Annotated in this window: 15 protein-coding genes; all 15 read left to right on the forward strand. The window is 38.3% G+C overall.

Annotated elements, in window-relative coordinates:
- Nucleotides 1-61 precede the first annotated feature (61 nt).
- Nucleotides 62-1,885, forward strand: coding sequence for an elongation factor 4 (lepA, locus tag BAMA_RS10310; protein ID WP_034638783.1), 1,824 nt, complete (start codon nt 62-64; stop codon nt 1,883-1,885).
- Nucleotides 1,886-2,043: 158 nt separating this feature from the next.
- Nucleotides 2,044-3,180 (forward strand): radical SAM family heme chaperone HemW, encoded by a 1,137-nt coding sequence (gene hemW, locus BAMA_RS10315; protein ID WP_034638785.1) that lies wholly within the window; start codon nt 2,044-2,046, stop codon nt 3,178-3,180.
- 159 nt (nt 3,181-3,339) lie between these two features.
- Nucleotides 3,340-4,374 carry a heat-inducible transcriptional repressor HrcA gene (hrcA, locus tag BAMA_RS10320; protein WP_034638787.1) on the forward strand — a complete coding sequence of 345 codons (1,035 nt, stop codon included), beginning with the start codon at nt 3,340-3,342 and terminating at the stop codon, nt 4,372-4,374.
- 64 nt (nt 4,375-4,438) lie between these two features.
- Nucleotides 4,439-5,002 (forward strand): nucleotide exchange factor GrpE, encoded by a 564-nt coding sequence (grpE, locus tag BAMA_RS10325; protein ID WP_034638789.1) that lies wholly within the window; start codon nt 4,439-4,441, stop codon nt 5,000-5,002.
- Between the two features lie 25 nt (nt 5,003-5,027).
- The gene (dnaK, locus tag BAMA_RS10330; protein WP_034638791.1) at nt 5,028-6,863 is read left to right on the forward strand and encodes a chaperone protein DnaK; all 1,836 of its coding nucleotides are present in this window, start codon (nt 5,028-5,030) and stop codon (nt 6,861-6,863) included.
- A 342-nt stretch (nt 6,864-7,205) separates the two neighbouring features.
- Complete coding sequence (gene dnaJ, locus BAMA_RS10335; protein WP_034638794.1) at nt 7,206-8,312, forward strand: molecular chaperone DnaJ; 1,107 nt, start codon at nt 7,206-7,208, stop codon at nt 8,310-8,312.
- A gap of 28 nt (nt 8,313-8,340) precedes the next feature.
- The gene (gene prmA / locus BAMA_RS10340; protein WP_034638796.1) at nt 8,341-9,279 is read left to right on the forward strand and encodes a 50S ribosomal protein L11 methyltransferase; all 939 of its coding nucleotides are present in this window, start codon (nt 8,341-8,343) and stop codon (nt 9,277-9,279) included.
- A 118-nt stretch (nt 9,280-9,397) separates the two neighbouring features.
- On the forward strand, nt 9,398-10,147 hold the full coding sequence (locus BAMA_RS10345; RefSeq protein WP_034638797.1) for a 16S rRNA (uracil(1498)-N(3))-methyltransferase: 750 nt from the start codon (nt 9,398-9,400) through the stop codon (nt 10,145-10,147).
- A gap of 5 nt (nt 10,148-10,152) precedes the next feature.
- Nucleotides 10,153-11,505: a tRNA (N(6)-L-threonylcarbamoyladenosine(37)-C(2))-methylthiotransferase MtaB gene (mtaB, locus tag BAMA_RS10350; RefSeq protein WP_034638799.1), complete on the forward strand. Its 1,353-nt coding sequence runs from the start codon at nt 10,153-10,155 to the stop codon at nt 11,503-11,505.
- 206 nt (nt 11,506-11,711) lie between these two features.
- Entirely contained in the window at nt 11,712-12,377 is a 666-nt protein-coding gene (gene deoC, locus BAMA_RS10360) for a deoxyribose-phosphate aldolase (protein WP_034638801.1), read from the forward strand.
- Between the two features lie 342 nt (nt 12,378-12,719).
- Nucleotides 12,720-12,893: a 30S ribosomal protein S21 gene (gene rpsU, locus BAMA_RS10365; protein WP_020062243.1), complete on the forward strand. Its 174-nt coding sequence runs from the start codon at nt 12,720-12,722 to the stop codon at nt 12,891-12,893.
- Nucleotides 12,894-12,908: 15 nt separating this feature from the next.
- Nucleotides 12,909-13,352 carry a GatB/YqeY domain-containing protein gene (locus BAMA_RS10370; RefSeq protein WP_034638802.1) on the forward strand — a complete coding sequence of 148 codons (444 nt, stop codon included), beginning with the start codon at nt 12,909-12,911 and terminating at the stop codon, nt 13,350-13,352.
- Nucleotides 13,353-13,457: 105 nt separating this feature from the next.
- On the forward strand, nt 13,458-13,739 hold the full coding sequence (gene yqfC, locus BAMA_RS10375) for a sporulation protein YqfC (RefSeq protein WP_034638803.1): 282 nt from the start codon (nt 13,458-13,460) through the stop codon (nt 13,737-13,739).
- A gap of 94 nt (nt 13,740-13,833) precedes the next feature.
- Nucleotides 13,834-15,033: a sporulation protein YqfD gene (gene yqfD / locus BAMA_RS10380; RefSeq protein ID WP_034638804.1), complete on the forward strand. Its 1,200-nt coding sequence runs from the start codon at nt 13,834-13,836 to the stop codon at nt 15,031-15,033.
- Between the two features lie 3 nt (nt 15,034-15,036).
- On the forward strand, nt 15,037-15,996 hold the full coding sequence (locus BAMA_RS10385; RefSeq protein ID WP_034638805.1) for a PhoH family protein: 960 nt from the start codon (nt 15,037-15,039) through the stop codon (nt 15,994-15,996).
- Nucleotides 15,997-16,038 lie beyond the last annotated feature (42 nt).

Consider the following 16,038-nt stretch of genomic DNA (forward strand, 5'->3'; position numbering starts at 1 on the left):
TTTGTATTGATATAATCAGTGCTAGTGTATATTGGCGAGATTAGTAGGAGTGAGAAAATAGATGAACAAAGAAGAAAGAGCAAAAAGGCAGTCTAAAATTCGTAACTTCTCCATTATTGCTCACATTGACCACGGAAAGTCAACGTTAGCAGACCGTATTTTGGAGAGAACGAAAGCATTAACACAACGTGAAATGAAAGCTCAGTTACTTGATTCTATGGATTTAGAGCGCGAGCGTGGTATTACAATTAAATTAAATGCTGTACAGTTAAACTATACGGCGAAAAATGGTGAAGAGTACATTCTTCATTTAATCGATACACCGGGACACGTCGACTTTACGTACGAAGTATCTCGTAGTTTAGCGGCATGTGAGGGTGCAATCTTGGTTGTTGATGCAGCGCAAGGAATTGAAGCGCAAACATTAGCAAACGTGTACTTAGCGCTTGATAATGACCTAGAGATTTTACCGGTTATTAATAAAATTGACTTACCGAGCGCAGATCCAGAGCGCGTTCGTCAAGAAGTTGAAGATGTAATTGGACTTGATGCATCTGAAGCTGTTCTTGCTTCTGCAAAAGCAGGTATTGGTATTGAAGACATTTTAGAGCAAATTGTTGAAAAGGTACCAGCTCCAACAGGAGATTCAGAAGAGCCGTTGCAATGTATGATTTTTGACTCGTTATATGACCCGTACCGCGGTGTAATTGCATATATTCGTGTTGTAAATGGTACTGTAAAAGTGGGCGACAAAGTGCGCATGATGGCAACTGGTAAAGAATTCGAAGTAACAGAAGTTGGAGTATTTACGCCGAAAACAACGCAACGTGAAGAGTTAACTGTTGGTGACGTAGGATTTTTAGCGGCATCTATTAAAAACGTAGGTGATACAAGTGTAGGTGATACAATTACACATGCACATCGCCCGGCAGTGGAGCCACTTCCAGGTTACCGTAAATTGAACCCAATGGTATTCTGTGGTCTATACCCAATTGATACAGCTCGTTATAACGATCTTCGTGAAGCGTTAGAGAAATTACAACTGAATGACTCTGCATTAGAGTTTGAACCAGAAACATCGCAAGCGCTTGGTTTTGGTTTCCGATGTGGTTTCTTAGGACTTCTTCATATGGAGATTATTCAAGAGCGTATTGAACGTGAATTTAAAATCGATTTAATTACGACAGCACCAAGTGTTATTTATAAAGTGTATTTAACAAATGGGGAAGAGCTGACGATTGATAATCCATCTAATATGCCAGATCCACAAACGTTAGATCGTGTAGAAGAGCCGTATGTAAAAGCGAAGATTATGGTTCCGAACGATTACGTTGGAGCTGTTATGGAGATTTGTCAAGGGAAACGTGGTAGCTTCATCGATATGCAATACCTAGATGAAACGCGTGTTACACTAACGTATGATATTCCGCTTTCTGAAATCGTATATGACTTCTTTGATCAGTTGAAGTCGAATACGAAAGGCTATGCATCATTTGACTATGAGTTAATTGGTTATAGACCGTCGAAACTTGTGAAAATGGATATTCTACTAAATAATGAACAAGTAGATGCGTTATCATTTATTGTTCATCGTGATTCTGCGTATGATCGTGGTAAAGTGATTGTAGAAAAATTAAAAGAGCTTATTCCAAGACAACAGTTCGAAGTACCAATTCAAGCAGCGATTGGAAACAAAATTGTAGCACGTTCTACAATTAAAGCGATGCGTAAAAACGTACTTGCGAAATGTTATGGTGGTGACATTTCTCGTAAGCGTAAGCTTCTTGAAAAACAAAAAGAAGGTAAAAAACGTATGAAGTCTGTTGGTTCTGTAGAAGTACCACAAGAGGCATTCATGGCTGTATTACGTATGGATGATAATTAAAGATAAAAAAGAAGCCGCTATAGCGGCTTCTTTTTTATTATGCTAACAAAGTATTTTTGTTGTACCGGAATACTTTTTAGACATCTGTACGGCTCTTCGTTACAATAGGTATAGAGTAAGGAACGAGTGATCGTGAAAAAGAAAGGTAGGAGCATAGTTTGATACAAGCTGCATATATTCATATCCCTTTTTGTCAGCATATTTGTCACTATTGTGATTTTAATAAAGTGTTTATTGAGCGTCAGCCAGTAGAGCAATATTTAGAGTATTTAGAGAAAGAAATTGTCAACACGGTAAAGAAACAACCGTTTCAACAAATGAAAAGCATTTTTGTTGGTGGTGGAACCCCAACGGCATTAAATATGGTGCAAACAGAGAAGCTTCTTGAAATTATAAATCTTCATTTACGTCCATTTGCTCCGGATTGTGAGTTAACGTTTGAGGCGAATCCTGGTGATTTACCAAAAGAGAAGCTTAAACTGTTATTGGATGGTGGTGTAAACCGAATTAGTTTTGGTGTGCAGTCTTTTCAAAATCATTTACTAAAAGAGATTGGGCGTACGCATACGAAAGAAGACGTATTAACAGCAATTGCGGAAGCGAAAGAAGTAGGTTTTGATAATGTTAATGTGGACTTAATTTATGCGTTGCCAACGCAAACGATGGAAGATGTAAAGGAGACATTAAAGGTTGCATTTACACTTGGTGTGCAACATTTCTCTGGATACTCTCTCATTATCGAGCCGAAAACTGTTTTTTATAATCGAATGAGACAAGGGAAGTTAAGACTTCCTGGAGAAGATAATGAAGCAAGAATGTATGAAGTTGTGATGGATGAAATGGAACGTCATGGATACAAGCAGTATGAAATTAGTAATTTTTCAAAAGATGGCTATGAAAGTCGCCATAATCTCACATACTGGAATAATGAAGAGTATTATGGATTTGGTGCAGGGGCACATAGTTATGTAGGTGGGAAAAGAATTCAAAACGTCGGACCATTAAAAAAGTATTTTTCAACAATTGACGAAACAGGATTTCCATATTTAGACATTCACGGGGTAACAGAGAGAGAAAGAATGGAAGAAGAGCTATTTTTAGGATTACGAAAAGTAGCTGGTGTATCAAAGGCTCGTTTCAAAGAGAAATTTGGATTCGAGATGAACGATGTGTTCGCTGAGCAACTTCGTCAAAATATTGAGCAAGGTTTATTAGAAGAACAAGAAGGTTGTATTCGATTGACAAGGAAAGGGAAGCTGTTAGGAAATGAAGTGTTTCAGTCATTTTTAGTGTAAACGAGAAAGAATCAGTTGACGCCTATGAAAGTCTTATCAAAAAATAAAGAAAAGTTGTAATCCGATTACGTTTTCGTTGACAATTGAATGTCAATTTTGGTAAGTTAATAATAGAATTAGCACTCAAGGTATAAGAGTGCTAACAGAGGTGATGATGAGATGCTTACGGAACGTCAGCTCTTAATTTTGCAAACGATTATTGATGATTTTATTGGTTCTGCACAGCCTGTTGGATCAAGAACTTTGTCAAAAAAAGAGGAGATTATATTTAGTTCCGCAACCATTCGAAATGAAATGGCTGATTTAGAAGAGCTTGGTTATATTGAGAAAACACATAGCTCATCAGGGCGTGTTCCTTCTGAAAAAGGGTATCGCTTTTATGTGGATCATCTTCTTGCCCCGCATCACTTGCCTAGTAAAGATATTGTACAAATTAAAGATTTCTTTGCTGAAAAAGTGTTTGAAGTGGAAAAAGTTGCACAACAATCTGCTCGAGTTTTATCAGAACTTACGAACTATACGGCGATTGTACTCGGTCCAAAAGTGAGTGAAAACAAACTGAAGAATGTACAAATTGTTCCGTTTGGTCCGCAAGCGGCTGTTGCGATTATCGTTACAGATACAGGACATGTGCAAACAAAAACAATTACTGTTCCAGAATCTGTGGATTTATCAGATTTAGAGAAGATGGTTAATATTTTAAATGAGAAGTTAACAGGTGTGCCAATGTCAGAACTTCATAATAAGCTGTACAAAGAAATTGTGACGGTACTTCGTCAGTACGTTCATAATTATGACAGTGTTATGAGAATGTTGGATGGTACGTTTCAATTTCCGTTATCGGAAAAAATATATTTTGGCGGGAAAACGAATATGCTTTCTCAGCCAGAGTTTCATGATATTCATAAAGTTCGATCATTACTTACAATGATTGAAAATGAAGAGGAATTTTATGATATTTTGCGTGACAAACAAGTAGGGATTCAAGTGAAGATTGGTCGTGAAAATACATCAGCTGCGATGGAAGAGTGTAGTTTAATTTCAGCAACGTATTCTGTTGGTGATGAACAACTCGGTACAATCGCCATTTTAGGTCCAACGCGTATGCAATATTCGCGTGTTATCAGTTTGTTACAGTTATTTACAAAACAAATTGCAAGTGGATATAACGGCTTATATAAGCCGGAAAAATAAGAAGTGACTGGTGCTTTGGTTAGCGTATATGCTAATCTTGTGCCTTTTTAAGGAGGTGAAAGTTGTGGAAGAGCGTAATGAACAAATCGTAGAAGAAACGAAAGAAGAGCAAACAGAAGAAGTTGTTGTAGAAAACAGCGAGGAAACTGTTGAACAAAACAGTGAAGAGGCTCTTTTACAAGAAAATGTAAATGAATTACAAGCGAAATTAACGGAAACGGAAAATCGCACACTTCGTTTACAAGCCGATTTTGAAAATTATAAACGCCGTGTTCAACTTGATAAACAGGCGGCTGAAAAATATAGATCGCAAAGTCTTGTATTAGATATTTTGCCAGCTCTTGATAATTTTGAAAGAGCGATGCAAGTAGAAGCAAATGATGAGCAAATGAAATCCTTATTACAAGGGATGGAAATGGTATATCGTCAATTGTTAGAAGCATTAACAAAAGAAGGTGTAGAGGCGATTGAGGCGGTTGGAAAGCCGTTTGATCCGCATGAGCACCAAGCTGTCATGCAAGTAGAAGATAGCGAATTTGAATCAAATACGGTAGTGGAAGAGTTCCAAAAAGGCTATAAGCTAAAAGACCGTGTGATTCGCCCATCAATGGTGAAAGTAAATCAATAATTTACATATATGTAGGAGGTTCGTCATGAGTAAAATTATCGGTATTGACTTAGGTACAACAAACTCTTGTGTGGCTGTAATGGAAGGCGGAGAGCCAAAGGTTATTCCAAATCCAGAGGGTAACCGTACAACTCCTTCTGTTGTAGCTTTCAAAAATGAAGAGCGTCAAGTAGGGGAAGTAGCGAAGCGTCAAGCAATTACAAACCCAAACACAATCATGTCTGTTAAACGTCATATGGGTACAGATTACAAAGTAGAAATTGAAGGCAAAGAGTACACGCCGCAAGAAATTTCTGCAATCATTTTACAAAACTTAAAGGCTTCTGCTGAAGCATACTTAGGTGAGACAGTAACGAAAGCTGTTATTACAGTACCTGCATACTTCAATGATGCAGAGCGTCAAGCAACGAAAGATGCTGGTCGCATTGCTGGTTTAGAAGTAGAACGTATTATTAACGAACCAACAGCAGCAGCGCTTGCTTACGGTTTAGAGAAGCAAGACGAAGAACAAAAAATCTTAGTATACGACTTAGGTGGCGGTACGTTTGACGTATCTATCCTTGAATTAGCAGATGGAACATTTGAAGTTATTTCAACTGCTGGTGACAACCGCCTTGGTGGTGATGACTTTGACCAAGTGATTATTGATCACTTAGTAGCAGAGTTCAAAAAAGAAAACAACATTGATTTAAGCCAAGATAAAATGGCACTTCAACGTTTAAAAGATGCAGCTGAAAAAGCGAAAAAAGACCTTTCAGGTGTAACACAAACACAAATTTCATTACCATTCATTAGTGCAGGGGCTGCTGGTCCATTACACTTAGAATTAACATTAACACGTGCGAAGTTTGAAGAAATTTCTGCAAGCCTTGTTGAAAGAACATTAGAACCAACTCGTCGTGCATTAAAAGACGCTGGTTTTTCTGCTAGCGAATTAGATAAAGTTATCCTTGTTGGTGGTTCTACTCGTATTCCTGCTGTACAAGAAGCGATTAAACGTGAAACTGGTAAAGAGCCATACAAGGGTGTAAACCCAGACGAAGTTGTAGCACTAGGTGCTGCAGTTCAAGGTGGCGTATTAACTGGTGATGTAAAAGGCGTTCTATTATTAGACGTAACGCCACTTTCTTTAGGTATCGAAACTATGGGCGGTGTATTCACGAAGTTAATCGAGCGTAATACAACGATTCCAACAAGTAAATCACAAGTATTCTCAACAGCTGCTGATAACCAACCAGCAGTAGACATTCACGTACTACAAGGTGAGCGTCCAATGTCAGCGGATAACAAAACGTTAGGTCGTTTCCAATTAACGGATCTTCCGCCAGCACCACGTGGTATCCCACAAATCGAAGTAACATTCGATATTGATGCGAACGGTATCGTAAACGTACGTGCGAAAGACTTAGGAACAAGCAAAGAACAAGCGATCACAATTCAATCATCTTCAGGTCTTTCTGATGAAGAAGTAGAACGAATGGTACAAGAAGCAGAAGCAAATGCTGACGCTGACCAAAAGCGTAAGGAAGAAGTTGAACTTCGTAACGAAGCAGATCAACTTGTATTCCAAACAGATAAAGTTGTAAAAGATTTAGAAGGAAAAGTAGATGCAGCGGAAGTAGCGAAAGCAACTGAAGCGAAAGAAGCATTACAAGCGGCAATCGAGAAAAATGATCTTGATGAAATCCGTGCGAAAAAAGATGCTCTTCAAGAAATCGTACAACAACTAACTGTAAAGTTATATGAGCAAGCTCAAGCTGCTGCAGGAGCACAGCAAGGTGAAGGTGCACAAGCTGGTGCTGGTGCAAAAAACGACGATGTAGTCGATGCTGAGTTTGAAGAAGTAAAAGAAGATAAGTAATTTGCAGTAAGCAAGATGACAAAAAGTCAAAGTCAAGCGTGCCTTGGCTTTGGCTTTTTTCACGAATGTAATGTATAGATAGAAACTTCAATCAGTTGGGGGTTTCTTTATCTCCTCACTGATTGTTAGCCGAACAATCGGGATTTTACGGACTGTTGATCTTCTGCCTAAGTTTCTTCGCATTCTCTCGAGTTTCGAGGTGGGGTTCTTACGGCCCGTTAATGTGGGATAAAGTCCGAAGTTTTACTTTTTGCATACTGTAAGTGAGGAAACAGTATTGCAAAGCACTTTCTTTCGATGTTAAAATTACGTTTATGTGAAAGGAGCCGGGGATTACAAACTATGAGTAAACGAGATTATTATGAGGTGTTAGGTCTTAGTAAAGGTGCCTCTAAAGATGAGATTAAAAAAGCATATCGTCGTTTGGCGAAAAAATATCATCCAGATGTAAGTCAAGAAGAGAATGCAATTGAAAAGTTTAAAGAAGTGCAAGAAGCATACGAAGTGTTAAGTGATGATACGAAACGCGCACAGTATGATCAATTTGGCCATGCTGGTTCAAACCAAGGCTTCGGTGGCGGAGACTTTGGCGGCGGCTTCGGTGGCTTTGAAGACATTTTTAGTTCATTCTTCGGCGGTGGCGGTGGTAGACGCCGTGATCCAAATGCACCACGTCAAGGAGCCGATCTTCAATACCAAGTTTCTTTAGAGTTTGAAGAAGCAATCTTTGGTAAAGAGTTAAATGTGGAAATCCCAGTCGAAGATCCTTGTGATACGTGTCAAGGTAGTGGAGCAAAGCCAGGGACAGCGAAAGAAACATGTAAACATTGTTCTGGTTCTGGTCAGATAAGTGTAGAGCAAAATACACCATTTGGCCGTATTGTAAATCGTCAAACATGTCGTCATTGTTCTGGTTCTGGACAATTAATTAAAGAAAAATGTACAACATGTCATGGATCTGGAAAAGTACGTAAGCATAAGAAAATCAATGTTAAAATTCCAAAAGGCATTGATAACGGACAACAAATTCGTGTGTCTGGAAAAGGTGAAGCTGGTGTGAACGGTGGGCCAGCAGGTGATTTATATGTTGTTGTTCATGTGAGAAATCATGAATTCTTTGAGCGTGACGGCGATGATATTGTATGCGAAATGCCTTTAACATTTGCACAAGTAGCCCTTGGTGACGAAGTGGAAGTTCCAACTGTTTATGGAAAAGTGAAGTTGAAAATTCCAGCAGGAACACAAACAGGAAAACAATTCCGCTTAAAAGGAAAAGGAGCACCAAATGTACGTGGATACGGACAAGGTGATCAATATGTTATCGTTCGTGTTGTGACTCCAACGAATTTAACGGATCAGCAAAAAGATTTACTGCGTGAGTTCGCAGGGCAGGAAAGTAAAGATGATACTCTATTTGGTAAGCTTAAACGAGCTTTCAAAGGGGAATAATGGAAATAAAAAATGGAGTTGGTAAATTGTGAAGTGGTCAGAGGTTAGTATTCATACAACAGAAGAAGCAGTAGAAGCGGTATCGCATATTTTACATGAAGCAGGCGCAAGTGGTGTTGCGATTGAAGATCCAGCAGAACTAACGAAACAGCGTGAACAACAGTTCGGTGAAATTTACGCGTTAAATCCAGCTGAATACCCATCAGAAGGTGTGCTAGTAAAAGCATATTTTCCAAAAAATGATGAGTTAGATGAGAAAATTGCGAGTGTAAAAGTAGCGATTGATGCATTGCCATCTTACGGAATTAACATTGGAACTGCTACTGTGTCAGTGGGAGAAGTTGATGAAGAAGATTGGGCGACTGCTTGGAAAAAGTATTATCATCCTGTAAAAATTTCTGATACATTTACAATTGTGCCAACTTGGGAAGAGTATACACCTTCGTCTGAAGATGAGAAAATTATTGAATTAGATCCAGGTATGGCTTTTGGCACAGGAACACATCCAACGACATTTATGTGTATTCAAGCACTTGAGAAAACCGTTCAACCTGGAGATACAGTCATTGATGTTGGAACAGGATCAGGTGTATTAAGTATTGCTGCTGCGAAGCTAGGTGCATCCTCTGTAGAGGCTTATGACTTAGATCCCGTTGCGGTTGAAAGTGCGAAAATGAACATCGAGCTAAATAAAACTGACGATGTTGTAACTGTAGGTCAAAACAGTCTGCTAGAAGGCATTGAAGGGCCTGTTGATTTAATTGTTGCGAACTTACTTGCGGAAATTATTTTAATGTTCCCCGAAGACGCTGCAAAAGTTGTAAAAAAGAACGGTCTTTTCATTACGTCAGGTATTATTGGTGCGAAAGAAGAAGTTATTTGCGATGCATTAAAAGCAGCGGGATTTAAAATTGAAGAAGTATTACGTATGGAAGATTGGGTAGCAATTATTGCTCGTAATGCATAATACTTTATCGTTATAATAAATGGGGAAGTCTCTCGCTATATAGTGAGAGACTTGCCGTTTGTTCAGTAAAAATCATATTGTATCACCTATATAAGGTGATAGTAATGAAGGTGATTGAATGCAACGTTATTTTGTAGAAGAACAATATGTAAATGAAGATTCGATTCGTATTGTCGGAGACGACGTACATCACATCGCAAGGGTGATGCGTATGGCGGTTGGCGATGAAATTTACTGCTGTGTAAATGGAAAAACAGCGGTATGTACAATTGCTGAAATTACCAGTGATTTTGTGAATACGACTATTGTAAAATGGGTAGAGATGTCGAATGAACTGCCAGTATTTGTTACAATTGCAAGTGGACTGCCTAAAGGAGACAAGCTAGAGTTGATTTTTCAAAAGGGAACTGAGCTTGGGGCGTCCGCATTCTTACCATTTCAAGCTTCACGTTCTATTGTGAAGTGGGATGCAAAAAAGGCAGATAAAAAGGTAGAGCGTTTTAGAAAAATCGTAAAAGAGGCAGCAGAGCAGTCACATCGTAGTGAAGTTCCTACTGTACATGCTCCTGTAACTTTCAAACAACTTCTAACAATGAGTAAAGAATATGATGTATGTCTTGTTGCGTATGAAGAAGAAGCAAAGCAAGGTGAAGCATCAAATTTTGCGAAAGCATTAGCGAAGCTAGAGCATGGACAAAAGGTACTCATCGTATTTGGCCCAGAAGGTGGTCTAGCGACAGAAGAAGTTCGGGCTCTTTGTGAACATATATTTGTACCATGTAGTTTAGGACCGAGGATTTTAAGGACAGAAACAGCACCTTTATATGCGTTAAGTGCTACGTCCTATCATTTTGAATTAATGAGGTGATCATAGTGGCAACGGTTGCGTTTCATACGTTAGGTTGTAAAGTAAACCACTACGAAACAGAAGCGATTTGGCAATTGTTTAAACAAGGTGGATATGAGCGTGTTGAGTATGAAAAGAAAGCGGATGTATATGTCATTAATACATGTACAGTTACGAATACAGGGGATAAGAAAAGTCGACAAGTAATTCGTCGTGCAGTTCGTCAAAATCCAGATGCGGTTATTTGTGTAACAGGGTGTTATGCACAAACATCTCCAGCGGAAATTATGGCAATTCCAGGTGTGGATATTGTTGTTGGTACGCAAGACCGTGAGAAGATGCTTGGATATATTGAAGAATATCGACAAGAGCGTCAACCAATTAATGCGGTTCGTAACATTATGAAAACGCGTGTATATGAAGAGTTAGATGTACCGTACTTTACAGACCGTACTCGTGCATCATTAAAGATTCAAGAAGGCTGCAATAACTTCTGTACATTCTGTATTATCCCGTGGGCACGTGGTTTAATGCGTTCTCGTGATGGAAAAGAAGTTATTCGTCAAGCGCAGCAATTAGTAGATGCGGGTTATAAAGAAATCGTCTTAACGGGTATTCATACAGGTGGATACGGTGAAGATATTAAAGATTATAATTTAGCAGGCTTACTTCGCGATATGGAAGCGGAAGTAAAGGGTTTAAAGCGTCTTCGTATTTCTTCAATTGAAGCGAGTCAAATTACAGATGAAGTAATTGAAGTGCTACGTAACTCAAAAGTAGTTGTTCGTCACTTGCACATTCCGCTTCAGTCGGGTTCAAATACAGTATTAAAACGTATGCGTCGTAAATATACGATGGAATTCTTCCAAGAGCGATTAGATCGCTTAAAAGAAGCTTTGCCAGGACTTGCAATTACATCTGACGTTATCGTTGGTTTCCCTGGTGAAACAGAGGAAGAATTTATGGAAACGTTCAATTTCATTAAAGACAATCGTTTCTCTGAATTGCACGTATTCCCGTATTCAAAACGTACAGGAACACCAGCAGCACGCATGGACGATCAAGTTGATGAAAATATTAAAAACGAACGTGTACACCGTTTAATCGCTTTATCTGATCAGTTAGCGAAAGAGTATGCATCGGCATTTGAAGGTGAAGTTCTTGAAATTATTCCAGAAGAACCGTTTAAAGATGGCGATCGTGAAGGGTTATTTGTAGGTTATACAGATAACTATTTAAAAGTTGTTTTTGAAGGATCAGAAGAATTAATCGGGAAATTAATTAAGGTGAAAATCACAAAAGCGGGTTATCCATATTGCGAAGCGCAATTTGTTCGTGTGCTAGATGATGTGCAGGAAGCAGAATCAGCGAGCGCATAATAAAGTGAAACTGCACTCATCCCTAATGAGTGTTAGCCTGATAATGTGGGGAAAAGCATGCAAACTGTTTTGCATGCTTTTTTATATGATGGAGAAGTTAAGATATGAAAAGTATGTATTTTATGTTATAATGCTAACGGTTCCAGTTGTCAGACAACTGATGAGTGGAAGTATAATGGTACGAATAAGAAAGGGGCAAAATTCTAATGAATTATGCAAAATTAATTGATCATACGTTATTAAAACAAGATACAAAAAAAGAAGCAATCGTTACTCTATGTGAAGAAGCAAAGCAACATGACTTCGCCTCTGTATGTGTAAACCCAACTTGGATTGAAACAGCAGCTGAATTATTAAAAGGAACAGACGTAAAAGTTTGTACTGTAATTGGTTTCCCTCTTGGAGCAAACACGCCAGAAGTAAAAGCATTTGAAACGAAAGATGCAATTGAAAAAGGTGCAACAGAAGTTGATATGGTAATCAACATCGGTGCATTAAAAGATAAAAATGATGAGCTAGTAGAGCGCGACGTTCGTGCGGTTGTAGAAGCTGCAAAAGGAAAAGCTCTTGTAAAAATTATTATTGAAACATGCCTATTAACAGAAGAAGAAAAAGTTCGTGCTTGTGAACTATCTGTAAAAGCTGGTGTTGATTTCGTGAAAACATCAACTGGTTTCTCAACTGGTGGCGCAACAGTAGAAGACGTAGCACTAATGAGAAAAACAGTAGGTCCAGAAATCGGCGTAAAAGCATCTGGTGGTGTTCGTGACGAACAAGGTATGGATGCAATGGTAGAAGCTGGTGCAACACGTATCGGTACAAGTTCTGGTGTAGCACTAGTAAGTGGAAAAACAGCAACAACTGATTATTAATCTAAAAGCGAAAGTGCCCCGTTTAGTCCTGATTGGGTAAGGTTCTTCCGTGCAGAAAGTATTCTTTACTTTCTCGTGCGGAAGGTTCTTAGACACGAGGGACCGTTCTAGGGCTGAAAGCGAACATTTTAGTCCAAGTTAGCTCGATTCAGAGTGAATTTTATGGGGAATTTGCATAAAAAAAGAAAAAAAGAAGGGCGATTGCTCTTCTTTTCTTCTGTCAAATAGTTGACCTTGAGTGCTAAAATGTATTATAATCGTAAAAGACATGCTGAGGAATTTCTCTTTTTTAGCATGCTGAATTTAGGATGTAAGTGGATGTTTCGGAGGGAGGGAAAGAGAATGTCAAAAACAGTCGTTCGTAAAAACGAGTCTTTGGAGGATGCACTTCGCCGTTTTAAAAGATCAACTTCTAAAGCTGGTACGCTTGCTGAGGCAAGAAAACGCGAGTTCTACGAAAAGCCAAGCGTAAAGCGTAAGAAGAAATCTGAAGCGGCAAGAAAGCGTAAATTCTAAGAGAGGGTGTAAGTTATGAGTCTTCTCGGTCGTTTAAACGATGATATGAAACAAGCGATGAAGAATAAACAAAAAGAAAAGTTAACCATCATTCGTATGGTTAAAGCTGCTTTGCAAAATGAAGAAATTAAACTACAACACTCTCTTGAAGAAGATGAGGAATTAACAGTTTTAACTCGTGAAGTAAAACAGCGTAAGGACTCCCTCCTTGAATTTAAAAAAGCGGGTCGTGAAGACCTTGTTGATAAACTGAAAAGTGAAATTCAGATTTTAGAAACGTATTTACCAGAGCAACTAACGGAAGAAGAATTAGCTGCTGTTATTAAGCAAGTAATCTCTGAAGTTGGTGCAGCTTCTAAAGCTGATATGGGCAAAGTGATGAGTGCTGTTATGCCGAAAGTAAAAGGCAAAGCAGATGGTTCACAAGTCAACAAGCTTGTTTCACAGCTATTAGCATAAAAAAACGTCTCATATACTATGAGACGTTTTTTTATGCTTTTTTGCATGTGGACGTGATATTACAAGCTCCTTTTTCATACATATGAGATGAGAGGGGGGTCTTAAATGAAAAGGCTACAGCAAATGAAAAATTGGCTTACAAAACAAATAGACCTACCTGCAGACGTATTGATGGACTTGCCGCGCATTACACTTGTTGGGCAAGTGCACATTTACATAGAAAACCATCGTGGATTGTTAGCATTCTCAGATAAAGAGGTACGCCTTTTACTAAAACATGGACAATTACTCATCAAGGGTGATTCATTTGTTATTAAAACGATTTTTCCAGAAGAACTTCTGTTAGAAGGGACAATTGAACAAGTGTTGTTTTTAGAAAGTGAGTAGATGATGGAGTCTTATTGCTTGTAAATAACCAATGGGAAAGTAAAAAAGGTGCATAATGGTATGCGCCTTTTTTAGAAAGGTCGTGGGGTAAGATATGAAAAATCAATGGTTTGTAAATGTGCTTGGGTATGTAAAAGTTCGAATTGAAGGGCAAGGAGTAGAGAGGTTTATTAATGAATGTGTTCGGCGTCAATTATTTGTTTGGGATGTAAAAAAAATAAATGATGAGACGATTGTATTTTATGTATCACTCCGAGATATAAAGCGATTACGAATAATTTATCGGAAACATGAATGCGATTTATACTTTGTCGGGCGGTATGGTGTTCCGTTTTGGAATAAACGCCTTTTACGTAATAGCGGGTTTTTAATTGGGTTTCTTTTCTTTTTTATTAGCATGATTGTTTTATCAAATATGGTTTGGAAAATCGAAATTTCTGGTGCAAAACCAGAGACAGAATATATTTTAATGAAAGAATTGGACAAAATGGGAATAAAGAAAGGACAACTTCAGTTTCGAGTTCCGAACGTAGAAGATATCCAAAAGCATTTAACTGATAATATTAATGCGATTACATGGGTTGGTTTAGAAGTAAAGGGGACAACATATCATTTTGAAATTGTTGAAAAAAATGAACCGAAAAAAGAAGTTGAAGAGAAGCCGCAAAATTTAATAGCGAAAAAAGAAGCTGTTATTACAAGAGTGTTTGTTGAAAGGGGAAAGCCGGTCGTGATGCGAAATGACTATGTGCAGAAAGGAGACCTTCTTGTGTCCGGTTCATTTGGACAAGAAGATGATCCGACGATTGTTTCTGCAAAAGGAGTTGTCTTTGGAGAAACATGGTACAAGTCTGAAGTGGAGCTTCCACTAGAAACGACATTTCAAGTATACACCGGAAACTCATATAATGAGCATTATTTACATGTTGGAAGTGGAAAAATAAAAATATGGGGATTTCAGCATGATAAGTATAAGCAGTCTAAAGCTGAAGCAATAAAACATGATGTGAAATTATTTGGTATGACATTACCAATTTCATATGAGAAAAAGATTGTAAGAGAAGAAGAGGAAGCAAATCGGCACTATACTGAAAAACAAGCAATGAAAGTAGCAAGAGAAGTAGGAGAAAAAGAATTAAAGAAAAAATTGGATGAACATGCTATGATTGTTAATGATAAGATTTTACGTAAAGAGGTTGAAGGTGGAAAGTTGAAGTTATCAATTCATTATACAGTGGTTGAAAATATCGCAACACCTCAGCTTATATCTGAATCCGATATTCAAGGAGATTGAGTGATGGCAGAAGAATTAGTAGAGATGAATCAACAATTAGAGAATCCTAACGAAGCAATTGCTCTGTTTGGAGTAAATGATACGCATTTAAAAGTGATTGAACAAGAACTTAATGTATCAATTGTGACGCGTGGTGAATCTGTCCGAGTATCAGGGGCGGACGAAGCGGTTGCGCTTGTAGAAAATATTTTACAGCAGCTTCTTGTTGTGATTCGTAAAGGGGTATCTATTAAAGAAAGAGATGTTGTCTATGCAGTGCAGCTAGGGCAACAAGGGAAAATTAATCAGTTTGAAGAGTTATATGAAGAAGAAGTGTATAAGACGGTGAAAGGAAAACCGATTCATGTAAAAACAATCGGACAGCGTCAATATATTCATGCAATGAAAAGAAATGATATTGTATTTGGAATAGGTCCTGCTGGTACGGGGAAAACGTACTTAGCGGTTGTAATGGCTGTGAAAGCTTTGAAAAATGGACATGTAAAAAAGATTATTTTAACAAGACCAGCAGTTGAAGCTGGTGAAAGCTTAGGTTTCTTGCCCGGTGACTTGAAGGAAAAAGTAGATCCGTATTTACGTCCGCTCTATGACGCACTTCATGATGTGCTAGGACAAGAATATACGGAGAGAATGATGGAGCGTGGTACGATTGAAATTGCTCCGCTTGCTTATATGAGGGGGAGAACATTAGATGATTCGTTTGTCATTTTAGATGAAGCACAAAATACAACAAGTGCACAAATCAAAATGTTCTTAACGCGCCTTGGATTTAGCTCCAAAATGGTTGTTACAGGTGACCCATCACAAGTAGATTTACCAAAAGGTGTGAAATCTGGCCTTTCTGTTGCAGCATCAGTACTATCGGGAGTGCAAGGTCTTTCGTTCATTACACTTGAGCAATCGGATGTTGTGCGTCACCCTCTAGTGCAGCGTATTATTGCAGCATATGATAAAGTGGAATGATCCTAATTATAAGGATCATTTCTTTTTATATTTCACTAGATA

The sequence above is a fragment of the Bacillus manliponensis genome (genome assembly GCF_000712595.1).
Taxonomy (GTDB): Bacteria; Bacillota; Bacilli; order Bacillales; family Bacillaceae_G; genus Bacillus_A; species Bacillus_A manliponensis.